This window comes from Pullulanibacillus sp. KACC 23026 (assembly GCF_029094525.1).
GTDB lineage: Bacteria > Bacillota > Bacilli > Bacillales > Sporolactobacillaceae > KACC-23026.
The window spans coordinates 3,931,577-3,958,223 of record NZ_CP119107.1 but is presented as its reverse complement, the minus strand read 5'-3'; the positions used below and the strand labels follow the sequence as shown (position 1 = coordinate 3,958,223).

At 42.0% G+C, this 26,647-nt stretch carries 28 protein-coding genes; 19 read left to right on the top strand and 9 right to left on the bottom strand.

All coding sequences use genetic code 11. The annotated features are described in order from the left end of the window. Window positions 1–123 precede the first annotated feature (123 nt). Complete coding sequence (locus PU629_RS18305; protein WP_275281469.1) at window positions 124–465, top strand: YlbF family regulator; 342 nt, start codon at window positions 124–126, stop codon at window positions 463–465. A gap of 42 nt (window positions 466–507) precedes the next feature. On the opposite strand, the gene PU629_RS18300 is transcribed toward PU629_RS18305, so the two are convergent. Next, entirely contained in the window at window positions 508–1,089 is a 582-nt protein-coding gene (locus PU629_RS18300) for a hypothetical protein (protein ID WP_275281468.1), read from the bottom strand. A 486-nt stretch (window positions 1,090–1,575) separates the two neighbouring features. Between PU629_RS18300 and fdhF the strand changes: the two genes are divergently transcribed. From fdhF to PU629_RS18280, 4 genes are all read left to right on the top strand, one after another. Then, on the top strand, window positions 1,576–4,527 hold the full coding sequence (gene fdhF / locus PU629_RS18295) for a formate dehydrogenase subunit alpha (protein ID WP_275284495.1): 2,952 nt from the start codon (window positions 1,576–1,578) through the stop codon (window positions 4,525–4,527). Further along, on the top strand, window positions 4,520–5,029 hold the full coding sequence (locus tag PU629_RS18290; protein ID WP_275281467.1) for a helical membrane plugin domain-containing protein: 510 nt from the start codon (window positions 4,520–4,522) through the stop codon (window positions 5,027–5,029). The genes fdhF and PU629_RS18290 overlap by 8 nt, the downstream gene beginning before the upstream one ends. Window positions 5,030–5,101: 72 nt before the next feature. Continuing rightward, entirely contained in the window at window positions 5,102–5,311 is a 210-nt protein-coding gene (locus PU629_RS18285) for a heavy-metal-associated domain-containing protein (protein ID WP_275281466.1), read from the top strand. Window positions 5,312–5,429: 118 nt separating this feature from the next. After that, the gene (locus tag PU629_RS18280) at window positions 5,430–5,552 is read left to right on the top strand and encodes a hypothetical protein (protein ID WP_275281465.1); all 123 of its coding nucleotides are present in this window, start codon (window positions 5,430–5,432) and stop codon (window positions 5,550–5,552) included. A gap of 112 nt (window positions 5,553–5,664) precedes the next feature. Here PU629_RS18280 and PU629_RS18275 read toward each other — a convergent pair whose 3' ends face one another. Continuing rightward, the gene (locus PU629_RS18275; RefSeq protein ID WP_275281464.1) at window positions 5,665–6,447 is read right to left on the bottom strand and encodes a formate/nitrite transporter family protein; all 783 of its coding nucleotides are present in this window, start codon (window positions 6,445–6,447) and stop codon (window positions 5,665–5,667) included. Between the two features lie 143 nt (window positions 6,448–6,590). Between PU629_RS18275 and PU629_RS18270 the strand changes: the two genes are divergently transcribed. Next, complete coding sequence (locus tag PU629_RS18270) at window positions 6,591–7,427, top strand: Cof-type HAD-IIB family hydrolase (RefSeq protein WP_275281463.1); 837 nt, start codon at window positions 6,591–6,593, stop codon at window positions 7,425–7,427. A 224-nt stretch (window positions 7,428–7,651) separates the two neighbouring features. Here PU629_RS18270 and PU629_RS18265 read toward each other — a convergent pair whose 3' ends face one another. Beyond that, window positions 7,652–7,834, bottom strand: coding sequence for a YhzD family protein (locus tag PU629_RS18265; protein ID WP_275281462.1), 183 nt, complete (start codon window positions 7,832–7,834; stop codon window positions 7,652–7,654). A 207-nt stretch (window positions 7,835–8,041) separates the two neighbouring features. On the opposite strand from PU629_RS18265, the gene PU629_RS18260 reads away from it, so the two are divergent. From PU629_RS18260 to yhfH, 3 genes are all read left to right on the top strand, one after another. Next, a complete protein-coding gene (locus PU629_RS18260) occupies window positions 8,042–9,709 on the top strand; it encodes a long-chain-fatty-acid--CoA ligase (RefSeq protein WP_275281461.1) in 1,668 nt (555 codons plus the stop codon). A 36-nt stretch (window positions 9,710–9,745) separates the two neighbouring features. Next, a complete protein-coding gene (locus PU629_RS18255; protein ID WP_275281460.1) occupies window positions 9,746–10,519 on the top strand; it encodes an SDR family oxidoreductase in 774 nt (257 codons plus the stop codon). Window positions 10,520–10,662: 143 nt separating this feature from the next. Continuing rightward, window positions 10,663–10,839 carry a protein YhfH gene (gene yhfH, locus PU629_RS18250; RefSeq protein WP_481900456.1) on the top strand — a complete coding sequence of 59 codons (177 nt, stop codon included), beginning with the start codon at window positions 10,663–10,665 and terminating at the stop codon, window positions 10,837–10,839. Between the two features lie 60 nt (window positions 10,840–10,899). Here yhfH and deoD read toward each other — a convergent pair whose 3' ends face one another. Continuing rightward, complete coding sequence (gene deoD, locus PU629_RS18245) at window positions 10,900–11,607, bottom strand: purine-nucleoside phosphorylase (RefSeq protein WP_275281458.1); 708 nt, start codon at window positions 11,605–11,607, stop codon at window positions 10,900–10,902. Window positions 11,608–11,800: 193 nt separating this feature from the next. Between deoD and PU629_RS18240 the strand changes: the two genes are divergently transcribed. The 8 genes from PU629_RS18240 (at window position 11,801) to PU629_RS18205 (ending at window position 21,523) form a co-directional block, all read left to right on the top strand. After that, the gene (locus tag PU629_RS18240) at window positions 11,801–13,030 is read left to right on the top strand and encodes a metallophosphoesterase family protein (RefSeq protein ID WP_275281457.1); all 1,230 of its coding nucleotides are present in this window, start codon (window positions 11,801–11,803) and stop codon (window positions 13,028–13,030) included. Between the two features lie 4 nt (window positions 13,031–13,034). After that, window positions 13,035–16,034, top strand: a complete 3,000-nt coding sequence (locus PU629_RS18235; protein ID WP_275281456.1) for an AAA family ATPase — start codon at window positions 13,035–13,037, stop codon at window positions 16,032–16,034. Between the two features lies 1 nt (window position 16,035). Then, window positions 16,036–16,713 (top strand): response regulator transcription factor, encoded by a 678-nt coding sequence (locus PU629_RS18230; RefSeq protein ID WP_275281455.1) that lies wholly within the window; start codon window positions 16,036–16,038, stop codon window positions 16,711–16,713. Then, entirely contained in the window at window positions 16,713–18,050 is a 1,338-nt protein-coding gene (locus tag PU629_RS18225) for a sensor histidine kinase (protein ID WP_275281454.1), read from the top strand. The genes PU629_RS18230 and PU629_RS18225 overlap by 1 nt, the downstream gene beginning before the upstream one ends. A 123-nt stretch (window positions 18,051–18,173) precedes the next feature. Beyond that, complete coding sequence (gene yhaM, locus PU629_RS18220) at window positions 18,174–19,133, top strand: 3'-5' exoribonuclease YhaM (protein ID WP_275281453.1); 960 nt, start codon at window positions 18,174–18,176, stop codon at window positions 19,131–19,133. 225 nt (window positions 19,134–19,358) lie between these two features. Beyond that, window positions 19,359–19,841 carry a MerR family transcriptional regulator gene (locus tag PU629_RS18215; protein WP_275281452.1) on the top strand — a complete coding sequence of 161 codons (483 nt, stop codon included), beginning with the start codon at window positions 19,359–19,361 and terminating at the stop codon, window positions 19,839–19,841. Further along, entirely contained in the window at window positions 19,825–21,039 is a 1,215-nt protein-coding gene (locus PU629_RS18210; protein WP_275281451.1) for an MFS transporter, read from the top strand. Before PU629_RS18215 ends, PU629_RS18210 begins: the two co-directional genes overlap by 17 nt. A 223-nt stretch (window positions 21,040–21,262) precedes the next feature. Further along, on the top strand, window positions 21,263–21,523 hold the full coding sequence (locus PU629_RS18205) for a sporulation YhaL family protein (RefSeq protein WP_343076294.1): 261 nt from the start codon (window positions 21,263–21,265) through the stop codon (window positions 21,521–21,523). Window positions 21,524–21,931: 408 nt separating this feature from the next. On the opposite strand, the gene PU629_RS18200 is transcribed toward PU629_RS18205, so the two are convergent. Beyond that, a complete protein-coding gene (locus tag PU629_RS18200) occupies window positions 21,932–22,882 on the bottom strand; it encodes a peptidylprolyl isomerase (protein WP_275281450.1) in 951 nt (316 codons plus the stop codon). 218 nt (window positions 22,883–23,100) lie between these two features. Then, window positions 23,101–23,283, bottom strand: coding sequence for a hypothetical protein (locus PU629_RS18195; protein WP_275281449.1), 183 nt, complete (start codon window positions 23,281–23,283; stop codon window positions 23,101–23,103). A 126-nt stretch (window positions 23,284–23,409) separates the two neighbouring features. Between PU629_RS18195 and PU629_RS18190 the strand changes: the two genes are divergently transcribed. Further along, a complete protein-coding gene (locus tag PU629_RS18190; protein ID WP_275281448.1) occupies window positions 23,410–24,006 on the top strand; it encodes a YpmS family protein in 597 nt (198 codons plus the stop codon). A 90-nt stretch (window positions 24,007–24,096) separates the two neighbouring features. Here PU629_RS18190 and PU629_RS18185 read toward each other — a convergent pair whose 3' ends face one another. After that, window positions 24,097–24,633, bottom strand: a complete 537-nt coding sequence (locus PU629_RS18185; RefSeq protein ID WP_275281447.1) for a DUF3267 domain-containing protein — start codon at window positions 24,631–24,633, stop codon at window positions 24,097–24,099. Between the two features lie 513 nt (window positions 24,634–25,146). After that, a complete protein-coding gene (locus tag PU629_RS18180; protein ID WP_275281446.1) occupies window positions 25,147–25,509 on the bottom strand; it encodes a YtxH domain-containing protein in 363 nt (120 codons plus the stop codon). 216 nt (window positions 25,510–25,725) lie between these two features. Here PU629_RS18180 and PU629_RS18175 point away from each other — a divergent pair, with 216 nt between their 5' ends. Continuing rightward, the gene (locus PU629_RS18175) at window positions 25,726–25,905 is read left to right on the top strand and encodes a hypothetical protein (RefSeq protein WP_275281445.1); all 180 of its coding nucleotides are present in this window, start codon (window positions 25,726–25,728) and stop codon (window positions 25,903–25,905) included. Window positions 25,906–26,021: 116 nt separating this feature from the next. Here the strand turns inward: PU629_RS18175 and PU629_RS18170 are convergent, their stop codons facing one another. Beyond that, window positions 26,022–26,558, bottom strand: coding sequence for a tryptophan transporter (locus tag PU629_RS18170; RefSeq protein ID WP_275281444.1), 537 nt, complete (start codon window positions 26,556–26,558; stop codon window positions 26,022–26,024). Between the last annotated feature and the right edge of the window lie 89 nt (window positions 26,559–26,647).

The following is a 26,647-nucleotide window of genomic DNA, read 5'->3' as shown; positions in this document are numbered from 1 at the left end:
GAGGGGGGCCATCGTGTAAACCTGGCAAAAGCCAATATGCTAAAAAAAGATCGATCGGTTTGTTATCTCTGAATAGTTTGCTACACTAAGATATATAGTTATGATAAACATTGGAGGGATTAGGTGAACTTACAGGAACAGGCTCATGAATTAGAAAAATCAATACGTGTTAGTGATGAATTCACTTCGTTAAAAAAGGCCTATCAAGCAGTTGAATCAGATCCCGACGCTAAGCGGATGTTTGACTCGTTTAGACAGTTCCAGCTTCAACTTCAGCAAAAACAGCAAATGGGGCAACCGATTACCCAGCAAGAGGCACAAAATGCTCAAAGTCAGCTTCAGATGCTTCAGCAACAGCCGCTTATTAGTCAACTCATGGCTCACGAGCAGCGCATGAGCCAAATCATTGAAGAAATTAACATGATTATTACTAAGCCGCTAATGGATTTGTACCAGCCTAAATAGATTTTAATACCTTTAAAACACGCCTGCTTTTGGGCGTGTTTTTTATATTCTTGAAACCAGCCTCAAAACTGGCCAATAGGGAATCGTCGTTACACTGCGGCCGACTAGGCGAAACGTGGATTCGCTATCCGCCGCGAATCTGGCCGGAAAGCCGAAATAACGGACTGACGTTACGCCTATTTCGGTTGAGCGTAACGAGGATTCGCTATCCGCCGCGAATCCGGACGAAAAGCCGAAATAAGGGAATGGCGTTACGCCTATTTCGTTTGAGCGTAACGAGAATACGCTATCCGCCGCGAATCGGGTCGGAAAGCCGAAATAAGGGAATGTCGTTACGCCTATTTCAGTTGAGCGAAACGAGGATTCGCTATCCGCCGCGAATCCGGCCGGAATGCCGAAATAAAGGATTGCCGTTACGCCTATTTCAGTTGAGCGAAACGAGGATTCGCTATCCGCCGCGAATCGGGTCGGAAAGCCGAAATAACGGAATGCCGTTACGCCTATTTCAGTTGAGCGTAACGTGGATTCGCTATCCGCCGCGAATCGGGTCGGAAAGCCGAAATAAAGGACTGACGTTACGCCTATTTCAGTTGAGCGAAACGTGGATTCGCTATCCGCCTCCAAATGGGCTGAAATGCCGAAATAAGGAAATGCCGTTACGCCTATTTCGTTTGAGCGAAACGAGAATACGCTATCCGCCGCGAATCCGGCCGGAAAGCCGAAATAAGAGACTGACGTTACGCCTATTTCAGTTAAGCGTAACGTGGATTCACTATCCGCCGCGAATCCGGCAGGAAAGCCGAAATAACGGACTGACGTTACGCCTATTTCGGTTAAGCGAAACGAGAATACGCTATCCGCCGCGAATCCGGACGAAAAGCCGAAATAAGAGACTGACGTTACGCCTATTCGGATTGAGCGAAACGAGGATTCGCTATCCGCCTTCTTTTATAACTTTATTGAATCCCTCCGCAGTTACGCCCTTCTTTATTGAATGATAAGTCTGTATTTGGTTAAAAATGTCTAATAAGCATTTAAATATGAAGATCTAATAGGAAATTAGAAGGTGAGGTGGCATGATTGGACTCGAACCTTGAAACCATCAAATTGATGATTGATGATATTGAAGTCGAAGCTGAAAAAGGGAAAAAAATCCTTGAGGTTTCAAAGAGTCACAGCAACATGTATATCCCAGGTATTTGCTCTTATCAGCCTGATCTAGGGGTTGGCGCAATCCAAACCTGTGATACGTGTTATGTGGAAGTGAATGGAAAGCTTGAGAGAGCTTGTTCGACAGAAATTCAATCAGGAATGGTGGTACGCACTCAGTCGGACAAGGTCAAAGAAGCTCAGGAAGAAGCCATGTCGCGAATTTTAAAAAATCATGAGCTTTATTGCACCGTTTGTGATAACAATAACGGCAATTGTGAAATTCACAATACGGCAGAGCATTTAAAAATTAATCATCAGAAATATGCATTTGAACCAAAGCCTTATGCAGCGGATAACACACATCCTTTTTATCGATATGAGCCTGACCAATGCATCCTATGTGGAATGTGTGTGGAAGCGTGTCAAGATTTGCAAGTCAGTGAAGTGCTCAGTATCGCTTGGGATCGGGATCGTCCGCGGGTTATTTGGGATAATGACGTACCTATTGATCAATCGTCATGTGTATCCTGTGGCCATTGTGTAACGGTTTGTCCGTGCAATGCCCTGATGGAGAAAAACATGCTTGGCGAGGCAGGCTTTATGACGAACATTCCAAAGGATGTCTTAGAGCCAATGATCGATATTACTAAGGAAGTTGAACCCGGCTATGAACAAATTTTCACCATATCTAATATTGAGTCAAGCATGCGTGAAGACCGTATTCGAAAAACCAAAACGGTTTGTACATATTGCGGGGTAGGCTGCAGCTTTGAAGTGTGGACTAAGGATCGGAAACTATTAAAAGTACAGCCAACTGAAAAGGGTCCTGCTAATGGGATATCAACTTGTGTGAAAGGAAAATTCGGCTGGGATTTTGTTAATAGCCCAGAACGGATTACCACCCCAATGATTCGAAAAGGGGATGAGTTTGTTGAATCAACATGGGAAGAGGCGCTAGACTTAGTCTCAAGCAAATTAAAACAAATTAAGGAAGAACATGGGGCGGATGCGCTCGGCTTTATCGCTTCCTCCAAATGTACAAATGAGGAAAACTATTTGTTTCAAAAGCTCGCGCGTGGCGTGTTCGGTACTAATAATGTGGACAACTGTTCGCGTTATTGTCAGACACCAGCCTCAACCGGTCTCATGCGCACCGTTGGGATTGGCGGGGATGCCGGAACGATTCATGACATTGCAACAGCAGGTCTTGTGATTGTTATTGGGGCTAACCCTGCTGAATCGCACCCTGTCTTATCAACCCGCATTCGAAGGGCCCATAAGCTGCATGGACAGAAATTAATGGTTGCCGATATCCGCCGACATGATCTGGCCAGACGGGCTGACCTACATGTTCATCCGAAGCCTTCAACGGACCTGATTTGGTTGAATGCCGTGACCAAATACATTATTGATCAAGGCTTTCAAGATAAAAAGATGATTGAAGAGAGAATGGTCGGTTATGAAGACTATGTGAAATCACTTGAAAAATACACCTTAGAGTATGCCGAAGAAATGACGGGCATTTCAAAGGATACCCTTATTCAAATGGCGACAATGATTCATGAATCAGATGGGGTTTGCATCCTATGGGCGATGGGGGTGACCCAGCATTTGGGTGGAACAGACACTAGTACGGCTATTTCCAATTTGCTTTTAATAACAGGAAATTACGGTCGTCCTGGTGCAGGGGCTTATCCTCTGCGCGGCCATAACAACGTTCAGGGGGCAAGTGATTTCGGAACAATGCCAGCATGGCTCCCTGGGTATCAGCCTGTAGAGGATGATGCAATCCGCGGGAAATTTGAGAAAGCTTGGAAAACGATGATTCCAAAACGCCCTGGTCTTAACAATCATCAAATTGTTGAGGCGATCCAAAAGGATAAAGTAAAAGGCATGTATCTGTTTGGGGAAGATATGGGGCTTGTGGATTCGAACATTAACCATGTGCATAAATCCTTTGAAAAACTAGAGTTTTTCGTTGTTCAGGATCTGTTCTTCTCCCAGACCGCTCAATTTGCAGATGTTATTTTACCGGCGGCGCCAAGCCTTGAAAAAGAAGGAACCTTTACCAATACGGAGCGTCGAATTCAGCGCCTTTATCAAGTTTTTGAACCGCTTGGTGACAGTAAGCCAGACTGGGAAATCTTCCAAGAAGTGGCTAATCGTCTCGGCGCAAATTGGAATTACCATCATCCATCTGAAATCATGGATGAAGTGGCTTCCCTTACACCGAAATTTGCTGGAGTCACTTATGAGCGTCTTGAAAACTGGAACAGCCTTCTGTGGCCCGTCTCAAAGGATGGTAAGGATACACCGCTTCTTTATACTGAGCAATTTGGATTTCCGGACGGCAAGGCTCGACTTGTTCCGGTTGATTGGACACCGCCATATGAACCTGGTGAAGATTATGATCTTCATCTTAACAATGGCCGGTTGCTCGAGCATTTCCATGAAGGAAATATGACGTATCGTTCACCTGGTATTACTCATAAAGTGCCAGGGCCATGGCTAGAAGTCTCTCCGGAGCTTGCAGAGGAGCGCGGGATAAAAACAGGGGCACTTGTCCGGTTAGAGTCGCCTTATGGAAAAGTTAAAGTACGGGTTTGGGTGACGGACAATGTCAAAGGAAAAGAGCTGTATTTACCCATGAATACGCTAGACAATGAAGCAGCGGTTAATAAACTAACAAGCAGCTATCATGACATCATTACCCATACACCAAACTATAAGGAAATGAGTGTCAAAATGACCGTGTTGGAGGCGGATGGCGATTCGCCGCTCCCACGTGTGAATCATCGCTTTGGAAACCCGCAGCCCCATATCAGCGTTGAAGTTGAGAAGAAATGGGAACGCCGAGATTTTCTTTCAATCCCAGAGTTTATTGAGAAGGAAGGGTATCAGAATGGCTAAGGCGATTACTAAGCTTAATAAATCAGTTCCAGATCCGGTTGAAGAACAGCGCCAAGCCATTGAACAATTAATGGAGATGACGGCTGATAGTCGAAATGCCCTAATGGAGACGCTTGAGATATTGCAGCGGCTTCAGGAGTACGGGGTGCTTGAGGCGCTCAGAGCGATGCTGAATCAAGGGCATCGTGTCAGTGCCCTTGCCATTCAGCAAGTGAATAAGCCCGGTACGTATAACATGATTAAAAATGTCTTTGCCATGGTTGAAATCATGAGCGCATTGGACTTAAGCGGGCTGGGTGCCATGACAGGCGGTGTCACAAAAGGGATCGAGAATGCCTCTGAATCCTTAAAAACAAACGAGCAGATCAATGTTTGGGGCTTAATGAAAATTTTAAAGGATCCTGATGTAAACGCCGCTTTAACGGCCGGTGTCAGCTTTTTAAAGGGAATCGGTGAACACTTAAGAATGCAGGCATCGGAGCAAGCTTCAGAAGCCCACTAATCCATTCAAGCAAGGACAGAGTTTAGGAAGATTCTAATAAAATTTGTTAGGTGAAATAAGCGAGGGATTATCGTGGAAGTAATCAGATCAATTAAAGTGAAGGATCTGCAAGATGAAAAAGCAGATGAGGTCAGCCGAATTCTTTATGATGTATGGGGCATTCGAAATGTCGAAGTCAACGTAGATACAAGCGAAGCCGTCGTATCCTTTAACGAAGACTCAGCCTCACTCGAAGACTTCGAACAAGCCCTAATGGACAGCGGCTACCAAATAGAAATTTAAATTATTTAGGGGGTCTGACCCCCTAAATAGCTAATTCAACAACCAAAACGTTGTCATATCAAGGTTTTTGATGCTAGGGGTCTGACCCCCCTGTCTAAAAAAAGGAGTGAATAGGTGCATGGCACGTACTTGTGAAGTTTGTGGACGAGTTGAAGAGCGGGATAATGAAGAGGAAGATTTGTATGATGTTTGTGAAGCTTGTACAGAGAATTTAAGGCATCCTGAAGATACTAGGTTTTAAGGAAAACGAGGGCTGGTGCCAAGCCTTTAGGCGAGGTACTAGCCCTCGTTGCCCTTATACTCAAATGAAAACATCCCAAAAGAGCAGTGCTCTTTTGGGATGTTTTTAAATATCAATCCGCTTTTGGTGATCGAATATAGGTCATCCAATAAATTAGGCCAACCATGATGCTTCCGCCGACTATATTTCCGAGCAGGACGGGGAAAAAGTTAGTGAAAAAGTCTCCCCATGTGGCTTGACCGGCGAAGATAGCGGCAGGAATAACGAACATATTGGCGACAACGTGCTGAAAACCGATCGCGACGAAGGTCATGATGGGAAACCAGATTCCAACTATCTTTCCAATCATATCATTGGCCCCATATGCCAGCCAAACCGCGAGACAGACTAACCAGTTACACCCCACGGCTGAAACGAAGGTCGGCCACCACGCTTCCGAATATTTAGCTTGTGCAATGGCAACCGTCTTGTCGAGGAACGGTGCGGTCTCTGTAAGACCAACAACATGACCAAAGAAATAAGCGACAAAAACCGCGCCAATAAAGTTAAAAATAAGGATGCTAATCCAATTGCCAATTAATTGAGCGAAACTCACCTTTCTTGAATACCAAGCCATTGCGACGGCCATCAAATTTCCCGTTAAAAGTTCTCCCCCTCCCACAATAATGAGAATAAGTCCAACTGGGAAGACGGCAGCTCCTAAAAAGGAGGGAAAGGAACCCCAAACATTGGCAGGCATACCAGCGGTGACACGAATATCTAAAAGAAAACCAATAGCGATGAAGGCTCCACCCAAAAATCCTAGTAAAACTTGTGAAAGAAAGGGAAGATTTGCCTTTTTCGTCCCATTTTCTACGGCCTTTTGGGCAATTTCATTAGGTGCTAAGAATGACATAGTTCTTCACACTCCTTTAATTGTAGTTTTTATATAAGAAATAGCTTTTATTCAAAAAAGATGGTATGCCTGTTCTATTTTATAAACCAATACCATATGTTTGAAATTAGGACATTAGTTTACTTTGGAAAAGGGGGATTACCTTGGTTTATCGCATACTCGCATTGGACATCGATGGCACCCTTTTAAAAAATAATCATCGCTTAGATCGTTCAACGAAGGAGGCAGTTGCTTTTGCAAAAGAGAAAGGCGCGATTGTGACACTTGTCACAGAACGTCATTTTCATTCCGCGGCAAAAGTGGCAAAGGCGTTAAAATTGACACATCCAATCGTGACACATAATGGAGCTTTTATCTCCACTACAATTGATGATCCCATCCATACGAACAAAATTAGTCATGATGTCTTGCTTCAGCTTGTCGAATTTCTTGAAACTTATAATTGCCGCATTCGATTTGCACATGAGCGCTTATCTGTCAGCAATCGTCCTAGACAAAAAAATCTGATTGCTAAAATGACGGTAGGCGTTAGTGAACCCCTATTCTATCCAGTTACTTATGTGAACTCTTTAAGTGGTTATCTTCGTGAGAACGGAGATGACGCGGCAGAAGTAGAAGTTGAATTGTACAATGACAATATGGAGGAAGTCCTGCAGGCGATGGAAGACTTTTTCCCTTCTTTACAAGTCAGGAAAGAGGATGCCACAACGCTTGTCTTGACGAATCATGGGGCAACTAAATGGGGCGGCTTGAGCTATTTGTGTCACCGCTTAGGGATACCTGTCCATCAAGTGGTGACAGTCGGTGACGATGCTAATGACTTAGAGATGATTGAAAAAGCGGGGCTCGGTGTAGCCATGCAAAACGCACCTAAGGAAGTTCGGGCTAAAGCCGATTGGATCACGCGCTCAAACGACATGAATGGTGTTGCCTATGTTGTTCGTGAGGTATTCCGCAAACAAATGAAGACTTATGTATAATGAAATCATAAAATTATTTATAGAAACCTTCCCAAAAAAGGGAGGGTCTTTCTTTTGGTTTGGCAGAGCAGGAGGCGGGATTCCCAAAAGGCTCTTTGATAAGCTTAGAGGATGAACATCGAGGCACATTAATGATTTGACCAGATAGACTAGAGATAAGGGATCCAAGGTCCGCGCTCCTGAGCCATTCGCACTCACTTGAGATCCCTTATTAATACTTCGTCCTATCTATGAAAGTGGATGAGCTTTCCTCGGGATGTGACACGGCTTGTTTTTTCAGAGAGACCAAGTTCAATTAATTTGTTTTCTCCTCTGTAGCGGGCAAGTTCATCATTCTCTGCTTCAAAGACCTCGTCAATGAGTTTGGTTCCATCCTTTTCATAGGCTGTAAGCGTGTAGGTAAACATCTGTCTTCCCCCCATCATGATGGTTGCGCTTTCTTACATACTTTCATTTTTTCTCTTAAAGAGCAGGTTTGTCAAGTTATTGTACACAATATAAAAAATTATCTCGCAATTAATCGAGGGATTATTTATAATAGTATATTGAAAGCGCTTTTATAAAAGGGTTTATTACAGGACTGGCATATATTTCTGGATGAGGAGAGATTCAATATGTTAGATGAACCAAGGCCTTGGTTAAACGTTTATGATGAGCGCATAGTACGGGATCTGCCGGCATCAAATGAATCCATGAATGATTTATTGAAACAAGCCGTACAGAAATACAAAAAGGATGTTGCTTTAACTTTTTATAATCAGACATTTACTTATGAACAAGTTCAAGGGATCGTTGAGCAGTTTGCGCAAGCCCTTTATAAGTCAGGGTTTAGAAAAGGTGACCGGTTAGCTGTCATGCTTCCGAATTGTCCTCAGAGCTTCTTTTCCCTTTTTGCTGTGTTTCGCCTTGGTGGGATTGTCGTCCAGGTCAACCCGATGTACGTGGAACGTGAAATAGAGTACGTCTTAAAGGATTCTGAAGCCACCTCAATTATGGCTCTTGATGCTTTTTATCCAAAAATAAAATCTGTTCAACCCAAAACACCATCACTTAAACAAGTCATAGTGTCTTCCTTTTCAGGCAAATTGGACTTTGAATTAAGTGAAGGAGACTATTTGTTAGAGGATTTTCTTAAAACGACTGATGAGCAGGCTCCAGAAATCGAAATCAATGCCTTAGAAGATGTCGCGGTTCTTCAATATACAGGGGGAACAACAGGCGTCTCTAAAGGGGTTATGTTGACCCATGCTAATCTGCGTTCGAACGTTGAGCAGGTCTATGAATTCAGTTTTAAAACGCTTGATTACCCTTATAACGCTAAGATAATGACTGTTCTCCCGCTTTTTCATATTTATGGATTAACCTGCAATGCCTTTCAAGGAATTCGAACAGGAGCGAATCAGATTCTTTTACCTCGGTTTGACCCAATAGAAATTTTGGAAACGGTATCTAAGCACGAGGTGTTTTCCTTTTCTGGTGTTCCAACAATGTACGTGGCGTTGAACGCACAAAAAGACATTGAGAATTCGGGTCTTACTAAGATTCGCCTTTTTAATAGCGGAGGAGCGGCCATGCCTCTTCGACAACTTCATCTATTCGAGCAGCGAACCCGTTCTCAATTATATGAGGGTTTCGGTTTATCTGAATGTTCACCTGTCACCCATAGTAATCCGGTGTTTACAGATCGACGTGCGGGCTCAATCGGCATTCCTCTCCCTGGTACAACAGCGGCCATTGTCCGAGAGGGTGAAAATGGATTGGAAGTTCTTCCGGCAGGGGAAGTTGGCGAATTAGCGATCAAAGGCCCGCAGGTTATGAAAGGGTACTGGCGACGCCCTGAAGCGACGGCTGAAGTTCTGAAAGAGGGCTGGCTCTTAACAGGAGATTTGGCACGAATGGATGAAGACGGTTATTTCTATATCGTTGACCGTAAGAAGGATATGATTATTGCAAGCGGTTACAATGTCTATCCACGTGAAATTGAAGAGGTGCTATACGAACATCCAGCCATTCAGGAAACAGTGGTGATCGGAGTGCCCGATGCCTATCGCGGTGAAACGGTAAAAGCCTACGTGACGCTCAAGCCGGGTCAAAGCGTTACAGAGGATGAAATCATCGCATTTGCTAAAGAACGCTTATCGCCTTATAAGGTTCCCAAAATTGTGGAGTTCCGCGATGAGTTGCCCAAATCCGCGGTTGGAAAATTGCTCAAAAGAGAGCTTCGGGATGAAGACATGAAGAAACAGTCATCATTGGATCAGCCAACTGATCTTAATCGATAGAAGTTACGGTTATTTAACAACGAGGGGTGACCAAAAATGTCAAGTATAAAGCTTTTTGATCTAACAGGAAAAACAGCTATTGTTACAGGCGGCGGTCGCGGGCTTGGTCATCAAATGTCGATCGCATTAGCTGAAATGGGAGCGTCTGTTGTCGCGTGTTCTAGAAGGGTAGAAAATTGTGAAGCGCTCGTCAAGGAAATAGAAGCGCTGGGCGGAGAAGCACTTGCTCTGCCATGTGATATTACGAAGCCTGAAGCTGTCGAAAACGTGGTCAATCGCACATTAGAAAAGTTTGGAACCATTGATATTTTAGTAAATAACAGCGGTGCAAGCTGGGGAGCGCCTGCACTTGAAATGCCTCTTGAAGCCTGGCATAAAGTCATGGAAGTGAATGTAACAGGAACATTCCTGATGACACAAGCTGTGGCGCGTCACATGGTAGAACGCGGTGAAGGATCAATTATCAATTTGGCGTCGGTTGCGGCACTAAAAGGTTCAGAACCTGAAATAATGGATGCCATCGGTTATCAAGCTTCCAAAGGGGCCATCGTCTCATTTACAAGAGATATGGCGGCAAAGTTGGGGCCTAAAGGGGTGCGCGTCAACGCCATTGCACCGGGCTTTTTCCCGACAAAAATGTCAAAGGGTGTCCTTGAAGTCTCCGGAGAGCGAGTGCTAGAGCACACCCCATTGAGACGATTTGGCGGTAATGAGGACCTTAAAGGAGCGGTTATTTATCTCGCATCCAAAGCGTCCGACTTTGTGACCGGGCATGTTTTAGTTGTCGATGGCGGCTCAACAGCCGTCTAATAAAGGGATTTGAAAGGGTCTGTTTTATAACAGCCCTTTTTTTAATGCAGGGACGGTTCTCCCGTTTCTTTTCATAAATAAGATTGTTCTTAGAAAAAAGTCACAGACTCTCTTTTCAGGTATATACTGTATCACAACAGAATATGTTATATAACAAACTGTCATATATCGAAAGAGAGGTATTACAGATGCAAAACCCGGTTGAATTTTTTAGAAACTTACCTAAGAAAAGATGTCTTGAGTGCGGAAAAAGGATGGATGAACAAGCAGAGTCTTATCAAGTGGAATGTGAGAGCTGTCAAGCTAAGAAGAGGGACTAAAACAAGGGGTAAACGTGAGGGGACAGACCGCTTCTGAAAGGGTCTGTCCCCACCTATTATTTATGAACGAATAGCGGCATCTAAGGCAATTTCAATCATTTGGTTAAAGGTAGTTTGGCGTTCTTCTGAAGTCGTTGCTTCACCTGTTATAAGATGATCGCTAACAGTAAGAATAGAGAGCGCTTTTGCTTTAAAACGGGCCGCTAATGTATATAATGCGGCTGTTTCCATTTCTACAGCTAATGTTCCATGTTTTCTGAGCAACTCCGTTTGTTCCTGATTATCGTTGTAGAAAATGTCACTTGTGAAAATGCTGCCGACATGAACAGGCAAGTTTTTTTCGATGGTGACGTCATAAGCAGCCTTAAGAAGTTCAAAGTTAGCGGTTGGAGCAAAATCAATGCCTTGAAAATGAAGTTTATTGATTTGTGAATCGGTTGAAGAAGACATCGCCAAGATAACGTCTCTCACTTTTACTTCCTCTAAATAAGCGCCGCAAGACCCGACACGAATTAAGCTCTTAACACCGTAGTCCGCCATAAGTTCATGTGTATAGATTGAAATAGAAGGGACGCCCATTCCAGTTCCTTGTACGGAAATGCGTTCTCCTTTATAGGTTCCAGTGAAACCATACATACCGCGCACTTCGTTATAACAAGTGGCATTTTCTAAAAAAGTTTCCGCAATGTACTTTGCCCGTAGAGGGTCACCGGGAAGTAAAATTTTATCTGCAATCTCACCTTGTTTTGCTGCAATATGTACACTCATGATTGTTCCTCCTTAGGATTATTAATAGGTTGTCCTACTCATATGAGTCTATGTGAATTGTAGCCTCTCCCTCTCGGAGAATCAAGAAAACTCTAGATTAAAAATTGAAATGGTTGGTCAAACAAGAACATATGATCGTGAATTATGGTAAAATAGGGATGGAAATAGATTAGCTTGAAAGGAGACTCTGGACGTGACCATTCGCTTTATACATGCCGCGGATTTTCATTTGGACCGCCCCTATAGAGGTTTGACGCCGTTACCCAATGCACTGTATAGCCAAATAATAGAAGCTCCTTTTCATGCCCTTCATCAAACCATCACCTATGCGATCGAAAATGAGGTTGATTTTATACTTATATCGGGTGATTTGTATGATAGTCATAATCCGAGCCTTCGAGCGGAGCAACGCTTTAAGAAGGAAATTGAACGTCTGAGGCATCTCGATATCTCGGTGTATGTGATTCATGGCAACCATGATCCTCTTGATTCGGTCCGCTTGGATGTGTCAAATGACCAAGTTGAAGTCTTTTCAGACAAAGTTGAGGTTAAGCGATTTATAAAAGAAGGCAAACAGACGGTCAACCTTTACGGCTTTAGTTACCCCACTCGTCATGTGACAGACTCCATGATTTCCTTGTACAAGAAAGAGTCTGGTGCAGATTATCATATCGGTCTTTTACATGGGTCGGTCAAAGGGACGATTGAGCATGACAACTATGCCCCCTTTACTGTTCAAGAACTTATCGAAAAGGATTTTGATTATTGGGCTTTAGGTCATATACATAAACGTGAACGGTTAACGGATCACGCTCCTATTTATTACTCAGGAACCCCTCAAGGTCTTTCGGTTAAAGAGACGGGAGATAAAGGTGTGCAACTGGTGACCTTATCGAAGAGGGAGTGTAAGGTTGATTTTTTGAGTACGGCCTCCTTTTTGTTTGAGACCATGACAATAGATATTACCGAAATGCTGACTCTAAATGATGTGATACTAGAAGTCGAGTCAAGGAAGAGCTTGTTTAAAGAGACAGGAATTTCAGGGCTGTTCCGTTTAAAAGTAATAGGTCAAAGCCCGCTGCATCATACCCTTCGAACGATAGAGGTGCAGAAAGAATTGCTGGACCTTTTTCAGGATGGAGAAGATCAAGAAGAGGTCTTTTGTTGGATCATGGAAATGGATTGTGACACATTGCCGGATTACCCGCGTGATGATTGGGGTAAAGAATCTCATTTCTTAGGTGACCTGATAAGACTAATTGATGATACCGACACACTGACCCCATTTGTTGAAGAACTCTACACCCATTCAAAAGCCCGAAGTTATTTAGATCCTATTGATGCCAAGCAGCAAGAGTCTATTCTGAAAGCCGCTGAGCAGTTAATTGTTCGCAAGTTATATGATGAAGGAAAAGGACGGTGAGAGGATGAGGGTAACTGAGGTTCATATTGATCAATTCGGTCAATTCAGTGACCAGTTTTTTGAATTTCCAAATGTCCCTTTTCTAGTCATACAAGGACAAAATGAATCGGGAAAAACAACCTTGATTCATTTTATTAAATATATGTTGTTTGGTTTTCCATCACGTTCCACCTTGCGTTCACTGGGGTTTCTAGGGGACAGCGATATCCAATTGGGAGGACGCCTCGTCGTTTGGCATCCTACTGCTGGCAGGGTAACCATTGTTCGCCATTTAAGAAAAGCAAGTGGTGAAGCTGTTCTTTATTTTCCAGATGGCTCCCAAGGTGACGCCTCCCTTCTAAAGGAGTGGTGTCACGGAATTGATTTGCCTCTCTTTGATGCGATCTTCGGGTTAGACTTAGACGGGTTGAAGGATGTACATCGAATGAAGCCTGATACGCTTCAGCATTACTTGTTTAGCACAGGGATGATGGGGAATGCCAAGATTTTGGAGCTGGAACGAGAACTTGAGAAATCCGCGCAGGAGCATTTCCGCCCCTTGGGGAAAAATCCAACCATGAATCAGACGTTGAACGAGTTAGGCAGGATTAGAGAGAAGCTTTCAGTATGGGAGAAAAAGAAAGCCTATTATTTATCTTTAAAGAAAGAGAAAGAGATTTTAACGGATAAAGAAAAGCGGTTGAAGCAAAATCAGAAAACCTTGCTGGAGAAAAGACAGCAATTTACAGAATATAAGGCCGTTGAACCGCAGTTAATAGATTTTCAAACGCTTAATAGACAAATGAGCTCATACCCGGATAATCTTGACAGCTTTCCTCATGATGGCAGAGCCCGTTATGAATCCTGGCGCACGCAATGGGTGACGCTCGAAGGGGAGAAGGCAGAGCTTGAGCTTCAAATCCATGATCTAGAAGGAAAAATCGCTCAATTAACCGAACAGATTGATAGCCGCTGGGCAGCTGAACGGGATCAAATACAAGCGTTCATAGAAGACATGCCGCGGCTCGATGCCCTTCTCATTGAAATAGGAAAGATCGAGGAACGGCTGAATGGTGAACAGCGAGCCTATCAAATTCATCTCAATCGCCTTGAACCGGCCTATAAACATCACTTAAGTGAAGAAAAGATATTAGAGGCAGATACGAGCCTTCAAATGTCGCATCAATTAACATCAGCTTTGAAGGACATGCAGCGGCTAGAACAGGAAAGGGATTTTATTGAGAGAGATGTAGCGGTTATTGAACAGGAATTACATCTATTGGATACACAGTCCTTAAAAGACCATTCCTTGTCATCGGAAGAGAGAGAAGCAGGGGAGCGACTCTATTCCCTATATTTAAGAAGGGATGCCCGTAAAGAAGAAGTCAAACGTTTGGAAACGGACTTAAGGCAGTTAAAGGATGGGGTCAAAGCGCAGAAGAAATGGAAGCTTTATTCCTCTCTGGCTCTATTTATAGGGCTTGCGGCTCTAATAGGCTGGCTGGTTGGAAGCAAAATGTTTTCTCCCCCTTCTTGGACGGGCTGGATAAGCGGCTACATACTCACCCTTGCGCTCTTGGTTTGGGCAGGCAGTCAGCTTCTCTTCAAAAAAACGTCTTCTCTAGAACAACTAGAGGCCGTTCAAAGGCGTTTATCCGTCCTGCGACAAGAAACAGAGCTGCTTAAGCAACAGGAATCCTTGCTTCAGCGCTATATGGAGGACCAAAGTTTTCAAGAAAAGGAAAAGGCTCGAATAGAAAAGAGACAGGCGCTGCTCGATAAGCGGCAACTGAGTCAAAAAGAATGGGAGGAAGCGGAAGCCCTCCTTCAAACACGAGACAACCAATTTAGGACCTGGCTCATTCAAAAGGGGTATCCTGAGATTCATGATCGTTCTCTCGCTCTTGAGTACGTCAATTGGATGGAACAAGCGAAACAAAAAATTTATGAGATCCAATCCTTGCAAAAGACATTGGACAAGCTAGTTAAAGAAAAGGAACAACAGGACCACTCTCTTGAACAATTGGGAGAACGCTTAGGAGTTTCACGATTAAGTTTGGGAGACTTAAGGCTGACTTATGAGAACCTGTTAGAAATGGAAAGGAAAATAGACCAACATAAGCAGAATATGGAAAAGTTGAGAGAGAAAGAGCGTTCCTATGAAGAAAAAATCGCTCGTTTTCAAAAGGAATGCTATAATTTATGGCAGCAAGCTCAAGTCGATTCTGAGGAGGCTTTTTATACAAAAGAAGCATTGCTGAAGAAGAAAGAAGCAGATAGTCAGGAATTGGAACGACTTAATCAAACATTGCTAAAAGCGCTTGGTTCTCCTGAACAATTGGAGCGTCATCAAGAAGACTTCAATCACTTAAAGTGGCAGGGGGATTGGGAAGAACGGTTTAGCAGAGAGCTGAATCAAATTGAGAAAAACTTGCAGGAATTGCAAATCGATCTAGAGGATCTTACAGTTCAAATCAGGCAGATTGAGGATGATCAATCACATGCTGAGTTAATCCATCAATTTGAGCTCCATCGCAATCAATTAAACAATGAGGCAAAGGAATGGGCCATTTATAAGACAGCTTTAGGTCTTCTCATAAAAGCGAAGGAAACTTATAAGGCTAATCGATTGCCTGCACTTGTTGAGAGCGCCAAGGAGTATTTCAAACTGATCACTGATGGCAAGTATATCCGTTTATATTATCAAGAAACGGAAGGGTTTTCCGTTGAACATGAAGATGGAACCCTATTTAGGGCGGAAGAATTAAGCCGTGGCACAGCTGAACAACTCTATGTGAGTCTGCGTCTAGCGTTAGTCGATTTATTTGAGACGCGAGTGGCCCTTCCTCTTATTGTTGACGATGGGTTTGTGAATTTCGATCAGGGGCGGTTGAATCAAATGATGGTTGTTTTAGAAAAGGTTGCAAAAAATCGTCAGGTCCTTCTTTTCACTTGTCATTCCTATGAGTCCACAAGTATAAGAATGGAAGATTGGAAAGAAAAGGGTCGAAAGGTGGCCAATTAAAATGAGTGATTGGACGTTTCATATTAATCTAGTTGAGGATGAAGAAAACCTTGCAGCCATATTAACAACATATCTAGAAAATGAAAACTGGAAGGTTTCTACTTTTCATAGTGCAGAGGAAGCTTTGGAACATCTTCATAATGGGGCCCATCTCTGGATATTAGATGTTATGCTTCCAGGCATGTCTGGTCATGATTTAATCAAGGAAGTTAAGGCGGTTCACTCTGAAAAGCCGGTCATCTTTATTTCTGCTCGCGATCAGGATCTTGACCGTATTACAGGACTTGAATTGGGCAGTGAAGACTACTTAACGAAGCCTTTTCTTCCAAAAGAATTGGTTATTCGTGTCCAAAAATTGCTGCATCGTGTTTATGGGCAAGGCATCAAAACCCATGTTATTGATCTTTCCGATTACCATATTGATGTAACAAGAAGGAAAGTGCATGATGACAGTGGTGCTGAAATTGAATTGACGATGAAGGAATTTGATGTCCTCTTCTTCCTTTTAGAAAATACGAATGTCGCTAAGACAAGAGAAGAAATTTTATCTGAAGTATGGGGAGAAGATTATTACGGCTCCAATCGGGCAGTGGACGACGTCGTCCGGCGCATTCGAAAGAAGATGCCAAGGCTTTCGCTTGAAACACTGTATGGAGCCGGCTATAGGATTGTGACCTAATGCTTCGTTTAAATCTAACGAGTCGAATCTGGTTTTCCTTTATTTTATTAATTCTAGTTATTGCCGTGAGCGTTGCGGTTATTTACCCGATTTCTATTCAGCAGGCATTAAAAGAAGATTCCTTTGATTTGATCCAACAGGAGCAGCTTAACTTTATTCCAACTATTGATCATGATGACAATACCCAATCAGGACTTGGATTTATTGAGCAGCAACAGGCAGCGCACTCTGTAGGAAATCTCATTGTTCAAAATGGGATTGGTCAATTATCAGGGGCCGCTGTTCCGGCAAGTGTTTTGAAGGAAATGATGTCACATGCAAATAGCAGTAAGAAACTTGAAGTGGGTCAATTTGAGTTGAATTATAAAGGGGCAACGCTCTTTTATGTGACCCGTCATATCGATACAAATGACGGACAAGCCACAGTTATTTCTTATATGTGGGACACTTATCGCAACCAAATGGCTAAGAAATTATGGATTCGGCTCTTATATGTCTTTTTGCTAGCGGTCATAATCAGTCTGGGGTTCTCTGTATGGCTGACTCATTATTTAAAAGCTCCGCTAAAGGCTTTAGGGAAAAATTTTGAAGCTATTTCGAAATTCAATTGGAAAGAGCCCTTTATTTGGAATAGCGGTGACGAGTTTCAAGCATTAGCCGATCAATTCGAGAATATGAGAAAAAATTTAGTTCATTATGATGAAGCTCAAAAGGAATTTCTCCAGCAAGCCTCGCATGAGCTGAAAACCCCAATAATGGTGATACAAAGCTATGCACAGGCTGTAAAGGACGGCTTGCTGCCCAATGGACTAGATACTACAATGGATATTATTTTTGGGGAAGCGAAGCAAATGGAGCATCGGGTGAAGAAGCTTCTCTATTATACGCGTATTGATTCACTTAAGGATGAAACACCGACGCTCGAACTGATCACATTTGGTGAGCTTGCTCAGTCTTTTAAAGAGCGCTTATCCGCTATGAAGCCCGAGGTGAAGTTTCATATAAGTGGTGAAAGCGTCATGCTGCATGTCGATCCCGAACAATTTGGGATCGTGTTAGAGAATCTCTTAGAAAATGCGCTTCGTTATGCTGAATCTAAAATTGAATTGAAGGCTGAGGAAGGCCAAGGGTGTCACATCATTTCAATTCATAATGACGGATCTTCTATTTCAGAGGATATAATGGATAGCTTGTTCGAACCCTTCAAAAAAGGGGTAAAAGGACAGTTTGGGTTAGGCTTAGCCATCGTTAAACGGTTGATTGAGCGCCATAATGGAACAATTGATTTGTTTAATGATAAAGATGGTGTGACGTTCAAAATAACCATACCCTTTTGACGATTGAGATCACATTTAGAAAAAGAGATGCTTTTCTATAAGGGGGTTGCTAGTTTCGCTTAATCAAATAGAGGCCAGAAACTAGCCTTAACAATAGAGAGCAAATTAAGGAGGAGACGAGACTTGAAGGGAATCATACAGGCATTAGAAGGGGAAACGATCAATCAATATCTCTTAATTAAATCCGTAAGCCGTTCAATCGCAAGCAATGGAAAGCCGTATTTAACCATCATTTTACAAGACGTCTCAGGTGAAATTGAAGCGAAATTATGGGATATCTCACGTGATGATGAGGACATTTATCAGCCGGATACCATTGTCCTTGTTGAAGGGGATATTACAAGCTTCAGGGGGAAAATGCAGCTTCGGATTCGTCGCATTCGACAGGCTAAAGAGTCCGATCCGATTACAAAGGCCGATCTTGTTCCGGTTGCTCCTGTACCTGTTGCGGATATGATGGAGAAGATCACACAGTATATTTTTAAAATGAATAACCCCGTCTTACAACGAATGACACGTGCTTTGTTAAAGAAACACCAACAGGCCTTTTATGAATACCCAGCTGCAACGAAAAATCACCATGAGTATATGTCAGGTCTTGCTTATCATGTCACTTCGATGCTGGATCTCGCCGCTGCGATATCGGGTCTATATCCCGAATTGGATGAAGACTTGTTATACGCAGGGATCATTCTTCATGATATGGGTAAAGTGATTGAATTATCGGGTCCGACGGCAACCGCCTATACGCTCGAAGGAAAACTTCTCGGCCATATCACGATTATGGTAAACGAGATAGGTGAAGCAGCGAAGGCACTGGATTATGAAGAGGCCGAGGAGGTTCTCATTCTCAAACATCTTATTTTGAGCCATCATCATAAGGGAGAATGGGGGAGCCCGAAACCGCCTTTAATTAAAGAGGCCGAAATTCTTCATATGATTGATAATCTGGATGCCAAGATGAATATGATGTCCAGGGCCCTTGAAAAAGTACAGCCGGGAGAGTTTACGGAGCGACTTTTTGCGATGGATAATCGTTCCTTCTATAAACCGACATTTACGTCAAAAACGGTTTCAGTTTAAGCTGATTAAATGGTTTAAAGAGGTGGCGCTTCTGTTTCATAAAAAAAGAAACAGAAAGTGCTGCCCCTTTTTTGTAAAACAAAAATTGACGTTAACGTTAAATTTATATTATACTCATAAAGTGAGTTTGAATTATGGGAATTATCAAGAGATTATGTTTGAAAGAAAAGAAAAGAAAATGAGTTGGCCACAGTGATTATAGATAAGTGGGATGGGAGGTGTTTTATGGAAAGGGGTTTTAAAATTGATGAAGTCGCCAAACAGTCTGGATTAAGCAAGCGGACGATTCGTTACTATGAAGAAATTGGTTTATTGGATTCACCACCTCGCAGCAAGGGAGGAACGCGAATCTACTCTGACAAGCATGTTGAACTTTTGAAAAAAGTCACGACCATCAAAGAAGTGTTAGGCTTTTCCTTGCAGGAGCTCGTCCATTATATGTCGCTTAGGGAAAATTTTGAACAGACACGTGCAAATTATCTTCAAGTAAAAGAATTAAAGGACTCAATTAGTGAAAAAACGAGCCTGGAGGAAATGGGTAAGACACTGGATAAACAAATTCTTGTGATTGAAGATAAAATGCAAAAAATACTTAGCGTTCAAAAGGAACTTGTCACGTTAAGAGAGAGAGTACGGGCGCGGATTGGGTCGTTAGAACAAGAATTAGAAATGAAAAGAGGAGAGAGTCGACATGACGCAACAAGCTGAATTGTCAAAAGAACACCAAGGGGGGCAATCCATCGCCGTATGGGCTGTTTTTTTTGCTTGTATCATCGCCTTTATGGGGCTTGGATTAGTTGATCCGATCTTACCGGCCATTGCCACACAGTTAAAGGCAACACCCAGTCAGGTCACTTTGCTATTTACAAGTTATAATGCGGTGATGGCGGTTGCCATGTTAATTACAGGGGCCCTTTCATCGCGTCTTGGAATTAAAAGGACTCTTTTATGCGGAATTGTCATTATTGCTTTTTTCTCAGCAGCTGGGGGTCTTTCAAATAATATATGGGCCATTGTTGGTTTACGTGGAGGCTGGGGTCTCGGTAATGCATTGTTTGTAGCAACAGCCTTAACGGCGATTGTTACTTTATCTAATAATGGAACGGCAAAAGCGGTGATTCTTTATGAGGCGGCAATCGGACTTGGCATTTCAGTAGGTCCTCTCCTCGGTGGTGAACTCGGAGCGATTACTTGGAGAGGGCCATTTTTAGGAGTGGCAGCTCTTATGGTATTGGCCTTTATATTTGTCAGCGTGCTGATGCCAGGAACTCGTAAGCTGAACGCTGGGAAGCCAAAGGCTAAATCAACCTCCTTGCTTGACCCATTTCGTGCTCTGAAACATCGATCGATCGTCGTATTTGGGTTAGCAGCTTGTCTTTATAACTTTGGTTTCTTCACTTTATTAGCTTATGCGCCGTTCGTTATGGGCTTAGACGCACACGGACTTGGTTATGTTTTCATTGGCTGGGGTGTTTTGTTAGCTCTCACATCCGTTTTCATGGCACCGAAACTGCAGCAGCGTTTTGGGACGGTCTCCTCCATGTGCGCCATGCTATTTTTGTTTGCGCTCTTACTTATTATCATGGGGATATGGACGGACATTCAATGGGTTATTATTGTAGCAGTTATATTAGCGGGTGCCATGCTCGGAAATAACAATACATTAATTACAACTGCTGTGATGAATGCAGCGCCAATCGAGCGTTCAACGGCATCCGCTGCCTATAGCTTCTTACGCTTTTTGGGCGGTGCCGTCGCCCCTTATCTAGCTGGGAAATTAGCGGAATGGTTTTCACCGCATGTTCCGTTTATTGTAGGCGGCGTTTTTGTTCTTGTGTCGGTTTTATTTATTTTAGTCAATCGAAAGCACGTCCACCACGTCGATCAGGTTGAAGCCGGTCATTAATAAATGTGAGGACAGGTTTTACTCAAAAAAAGGGAAATAGTTTTTCTTCGATAAAATTGCGGGGACCGTTCCTCTGTTTAATTAATGGACAGAAGAACGGTCCCCATTTAATGGATTTAAACCATTAACCCTTTTTGTCATATTTTAAGGGGAAGGTGCATAGTCTTATATAAGCCGAAGGACAAGTTGTGTTAGTCGTTTATCTCTAGAGGAGGTATTTCATATGAAAAAAGGAGCCAAACGTTCACTTTGGATCATTGGCGGTCTTGCCGGCATTTTTGTGTTGAAGACTTTAGGCGTCTTTTCCCTTATTTCCACGTTACCTTGGTGGATGTATTTTGTCATTGCCGGGATCCTTTTTAGCGGGTATCAATTCATTAAGGCTAATCAAGAGGACCGCCAAGCTGACCAAGCTTTTATAGAAGAGCAAGGACAGGTTTATATGGAGCGGATCGAAAAGGCACGCAAAAAAAGAAGCAGTTAAACGGATATCACTAATGGCTGCTTAATGTAAACTCTTTTAAAAAAGAAATAGCGTATTCTGGTTCCCACTAAAATGAGTAGGTGTAACCACAATACGCTATTCGCCTACCAATGGATCATCCGAGCAAATAGGCGTAACGAGGGCACGCTATGACTCAAAAGCAGGCCCAAAAGCCTCCTATCCGAGGAAATAGCGAATCGTCGTTACCTCTATTCAGGCAATCAGACACAAAATCAGCCAATAGCGAATACTCGTTACACAAAAACTAATTAGGCGTAACCACAATACTCTATTCGCCTATCAATGGGCTATCCGAGCAAATAAGCGTAACGAGAATAAGCTATCCAACTGAAAATCACCCACTTAATGAAAAAAGGAGTCTCACATTTGTGAGACTCCTTGAACCTTTTATTTGCTGGAAGAACTGCTTGAGCTTGAATCGCTGCTTGAACTTGAGCTACTGCTGCTGTCTGTACTCGTATCAGTACCAGTGCTAGAGCTGTCTGTGCTTGTAACAGCTTGTTGCTTGAATAGATCTTTAAATTGGCTGTCATTCACTTTAATACCGCCATTCTTGATCAAACTGTTAAGGACAACCTGTTGATCTTCAGCCTTGGAGGCCTTATAGTCTTCTGTAACTTGGGATTTGAAATCAGAAAGACTGTCTTTAATATCCTCGGCTTGGATAATGTGGTACCCATAGTCAGACTTGACTGGAGTTGTGGTAATTTGTCCTTTTTTAAGCTTGAACAAGGCATCTTCAAACTGCTGTACCATTGTTCCTTTTTTCACCCAGCCAAGTTCGCCGCCTTTGTCTTTTGAACCTGTATCCGTTGAATATTTTTTAGCTAACGTTGCAAAGTCCGCACCATTTGCCAATTTCTTCTCGATCATGTCAGCTGTGGACTTCTTGTCAACAAGAATATGACGTGCTTTAACTTCAATGTAATTGCTCTTATTTGCATTAAAATATTTTTGAAGATCAGCATTTGTCACTTTGACATTCTTTGTTTCGGCTTTTAACAACAATAGCTGTGTCTTAACGTTGTCTTTGAACTGTGACATTGTCATCCCTTGTTGTTGAAGAGCTGCTTGAAGTTGGTCAGAGCCGCCTAAAGAATCCGTTACTTCTTTAATTTTGGCGTTAATTTCTTTTTTCGTAACGGTATATTTATCTTGAAGTAATTTAGTATATACCATATTTTGGATAACTTGGTTGCCGTATTCAGATTTCAGTTCCTTATAAAAATCTTGTTGCGTAATATTTCCAGCCTTTGTTTTCACAATCGTTGGATTTCCACATGCTGTCAGACTGAAGATCCCGAAAATGACGGCCGTTGTTGCTACCAATTTTTTCATGTAAACACTCCTATTAGCCTTAAAATTATGAGAGGAACTTGTCCAATTATTATATAGCCTTTCTTAAATATAGCAAATTTTTATTAAAAAAGCCTTAATAAATTAAAAAATGTGAGAAATAACACATAGGTCTTATCGATTTGATCTTCCATAAACCCTGTTGCTTGAATGATTACCAAAAAAACTCTAACATTTAATTTGTAACAGTTGGGGATATTTTATACATTAAAAAGAACTTCGATGTAAGATGAAACTAATAAAATGGTAATGGAAACATTAATCATTTTGAAAACTGAGGACTGTTTGTCTTCCGGAATATTCTTTTTTAAACATAATGTATTGGTTAAAATATTGAACAGAAATAAAATAATAAATCCAAAGAAAAGATATAAAAGATACAAAGTAACGTCTACCTCCTAATTTGCACAAGGCGTTATTATTATAAGGGTACCAAACTCAAGCTAAAAAAAATAGTCTTTGAGATCTGGAAATTAAAGTGACAAGAGATTTGGAAAGAGAGGTTTGTTGTGATCAATAAGTGGAAACGCGCGTTTTTTATTTTATTAGCTGTGGATGTCCTTTTTGTCATCATTGTCTTGCTGCTACTTGTAACGGCCTTACCTAAAGCTCAGCCGCCTGTTAATACAAAGTGGCAAACATCGGCAATCAACACAGCACCTATTTTTACAGTAAGTGGTAATAAAGAACAACTGGCTAGTTTAATGAATGCTGAGCTTCAAAAAGAAATAAAAGGTAATTTGGAGGCATCCATCTTATTAAATAATCAGGTTGAATTTACAGGTTCTCTAAAAATTCTTGGTGTGAAAATCCCTTATAGTATGTTGTTTGATCCCAAAGTCGAAAATAATGGAGAAACGGTTGTCCTTAAGGAAACCTCTGCCACCATTGGCCTGTTTTCCTTGCCTGTTTCACAAGTAATGACCTTTATCCAACAAGGGGCAAGCCTTCCCAAATGGGTAGTGGTTCAACCGAACAAGGAAAGGCTGGAGGTTCATCTTTCTGGATTTGTTATCCGTGATCAGTTTACCATACGTGCTGAGCAGATTGATCTAAAGCATAATAAGCTGATTTTTAATATTTATAACTCAGCTAACAAAAAATAGCTTAAAGAACAACAAAGAGGCTGCCCATATGGGAAAGCCTCTTTTAAGCATTCATTGCCCACACTAAGGGGGATTTTAGTTCCAGAGCTCTTAACTCGTTTGTTTTATAAGAATTTTGCACCCATTTTGATCGTCTTCTATATAAGATTGGTGTGGAGCTTTTAACAGATTAATAATATATAAGAAATCGATGGCTGAAATGCCAAAATTCAGGGCTCCATACGTCCCGAAATAGTCCATACCTGATGGGAATGCCCATGTTAAGACGATCGTCAGGACAGTCCCTATTAAAGCAGGAAAGATCATCACCATTAGGCATAATCGCTTGGAGAGCAGTTGATTAAAACGTAAAGAGGGGAGAATTAGCGTCCGATTCCATTGGAAAATCGTTTTCTTTCTGGTAAGCCATAGTGGAAGACCATGCAAAATCTTGTGAAGCGGCATGACCAATAGAAAAATAACCACTATTATAAAGGGATTAAAGGCTACTACTGTTGTTTTGTTAAAGAACGCTGCCACGGAGATGTTGAAAAAGATGAAAAAGGTAACCATGAAAAAAAGCGATAGAATAATAAGCCGTATTGAGCCATGGTCCTTCGTTATATTAAATGATTTCCAACAATTCACGACCTTCGCCCTTTCTACTCTCGAAGTCTATTTTTAATCACTCAATTAATGTACTGTCTTTTAATTAGAAAATCAACCCTCATAATGATTAAATGCACAATTCGAAATTTTGATAGAATCTAATTTTAGAAAAGATGAGAAGAAAGAAGAAAATAAAGGCAATCGTAGGCCTTAAGACGTGTGAATCTTATCCTAACATTCAGCAAGTCCTCATACTTCTATAACAACTATTCATTTCGCCTTTTTTTTATTCCTGTTTTAACAGGTTGACAGATTCATCTCGTTTAACGTATGCAGAATTTCGTTCGTTCGTTTAGGTAAATGCCTAAATATTAACTTAATGGGCATTGGCCTATGGCATTTGAAAAGGGCATGGGTTGCCTAAGTCACGCTTTCTTCAAAGAGATGTTACCCGACTTTTAAAAAAAGGAAACAGCGGACAGGGCATTTCAAGGTAAATAAAAACCAGCAGGTACCTCTGTTAGTTAAGAGGCGCCTGCTGGATAGGTGTCTTTAGTCATCGATCGACCGAGTAATTGGAATTCGTTTGGTCTCTTCTCCAAGGGATTTGGAGTCTTGAAGCAGTTTTCCAAGGTGGGGTTGAACTTGGGACTTCCAAGTATCTACTAATTCCTTGACATCGTTTACGGTTGTTCTTACAAGAGGCATCCCTTTTGTCTTCAAGTCATTGATGTTTTCTTTCGCTTGATTGACTGCGTTTTTAATATCGTCTACAGAAGCACTCATTTCTCCTACTTTATCTTTTAGAGTGGTTCGAAATTGTTTACCGGCTTTGGGTGTACTGAGCAAAACGGCTGATGCTGCCGCAACACTTCCAAATGTAAATCCTAAAAGAAATGATTTCGCTTTTCCCATTTCTTAGTCACTCCTATTCCATTCGTTATTTTTTAGGGGATCTATCTAAAGCTTGGAGCTTTGTAACAGCTTGGGAAACAGCAACTCTTGCCTTTTCAATAAAATCTATTGAATGAATTTAGGAAGTTGGAAACACCATATTCTATTTAAGACATAAGATAGTATAACGAAAAATAAACTTATTTTTAGAGGACGTCTACTAAGGAGGTCCGTCATATGTTAATCTTAATGTCTTTGTTTTTAATTGTCGGTATCGGCTTAATTGGATACACAGCCTTACAATGGATCGGCATGCGCCGTTTTATGTTTCGCGATCCTAAAGGTTCACAGAAAATCATGCTGATCGCGTGTATCGGATTCGTATTACTGATTATTTCGCTTTTCTCTCTATTTTGAGAGTACCAAAGTCACAGTCAGAAAACAAATGAAATGCAGAAGTCTAGTCTGTTAGCACCTATACCGTCCCCGCCAAAAAAAGGCTGCCAGTGTTGGCAGCCTTTTAGAGTATAAGCTTAAGCTGTTATTTTTGGGTTGGAAGAGCGGTGACCGCTTCGAACCATAATGCCTGCTACAATAGGGTAAACAATGGCCATAAAAACAGCGTTAATCAAAGCTGCTGGAAGAACGACCGCTGTGAAAAGAGCAAAGAAGGATTTCGGCAAGGTTGCGATTAACCCTAATGCACTTAAGAACACGGTTCCGCTCACAATCGTACCAACCACTGTCAGAATTGCTGCCCCTAAAAATGAATGAATGACTTTTTTGAAGGCCATAAACAAACCGAAAATAATCAATGAAGTGATCAGTTTATCTATGACGTTCGGTAAGAATCCACCTGGCATTGTTGAAAAAAGTCCTGACAAGACGCCTGTGACTAAACCTAAAATAATAATCGTCCGTCGATCGGCTAAGAAGAAAATCGACAAGAACATGGCTGACAACAGCATGTCTGGCTTCATCCCCATCACAAAGCCGGGAATAATGGCGTAAAGCACTGTCCCAATTCCTAAAAATAAAGCCATAAGTACTAATCTTAACGTAGGTTTCAAACCTCATCTCTCCTCATCTAAACTCTGATTTTCCTCCGATAATGCTCTCATAGCTTATCGCGAGGTTACAAACAGTATATCAAAAAACA

Coding starts and splice junctions, on each gene's coding strand:
- fdhF (WP_275284495.1), top strand. CDS start 1,576: ATGATTGATGATATTGAAGTCGAAGCTGAAAAAGGGAAAAAAATCCTT.
- PU629_RS18290 (WP_275281467.1), top strand. CDS start 4,520: ATGGCTAAGGCGATTACTAAGCTTAATAAATCAGTTCCAGATCCGGTT.
- PU629_RS18280 (WP_275281465.1), top strand. CDS start 5,430: ATGGCACGTACTTGTGAAGTTTGTGGACGAGTTGAAGAGCGGGATAAT.
- PU629_RS18275 (WP_275281464.1), bottom strand. CDS start 6,447: ATGTCATTCTTAGCACCTAATGAAATTGCCCAAAAGGCCGTAGAAAAT.
- PU629_RS18265 (WP_275281462.1), bottom strand. CDS start 7,834: ATGTTTACCTACACGCTTACAGCCTATGAAAAGGATGGAACCAAACTC.
- PU629_RS18260 (WP_275281461.1), top strand. CDS start 8,042: ATGTTAGATGAACCAAGGCCTTGGTTAAACGTTTATGATGAGCGCATA.
- PU629_RS18255 (WP_275281460.1), top strand. CDS start 9,746: ATGTCAAGTATAAAGCTTTTTGATCTAACAGGAAAAACAGCTATTGTT.
- yhfH (WP_481900456.1), top strand. CDS start 10,663: ATGTTATATAACAAACTGTCATATATCGAAAGAGAGGTATTACAGATG.
- deoD (WP_275281458.1), bottom strand. CDS start 11,607: ATGAGTGTACATATTGCAGCAAAACAAGGTGAGATTGCAGATAAAATT.
- PU629_RS18235 (WP_275281456.1), top strand. CDS start 13,035: ATGAGGGTAACTGAGGTTCATATTGATCAATTCGGTCAATTCAGTGAC.
- PU629_RS18230 (WP_275281455.1), top strand. CDS start 16,036: ATGAGTGATTGGACGTTTCATATTAATCTAGTTGAGGATGAAGAAAAC.
- PU629_RS18225 (WP_275281454.1), top strand. CDS start 16,713: ATGCTTCGTTTAAATCTAACGAGTCGAATCTGGTTTTCCTTTATTTTA.
- PU629_RS18215 (WP_275281452.1), top strand. CDS start 19,359: ATGGAAAGGGGTTTTAAAATTGATGAAGTCGCCAAACAGTCTGGATTA.
- PU629_RS18210 (WP_275281451.1), top strand. CDS start 19,825: ATGACGCAACAAGCTGAATTGTCAAAAGAACACCAAGGGGGGCAATCC.
- PU629_RS18205 (WP_343076294.1), top strand. CDS start 21,263: ATGAAAAAAGGAGCCAAACGTTCACTTTGGATCATTGGCGGTCTTGCC.
- PU629_RS18200 (WP_275281450.1), bottom strand. CDS start 22,882: ATGAAAAAATTGGTAGCAACAACGGCCGTCATTTTCGGGATCTTCAGT.
- PU629_RS18180 (WP_275281446.1), bottom strand. CDS start 25,509: ATGGGAAAAGCGAAATCATTTCTTTTAGGATTTACATTTGGAAGTGTT.
- PU629_RS18175 (WP_275281445.1), top strand. CDS start 25,726: ATGTTAATCTTAATGTCTTTGTTTTTAATTGTCGGTATCGGCTTAATT.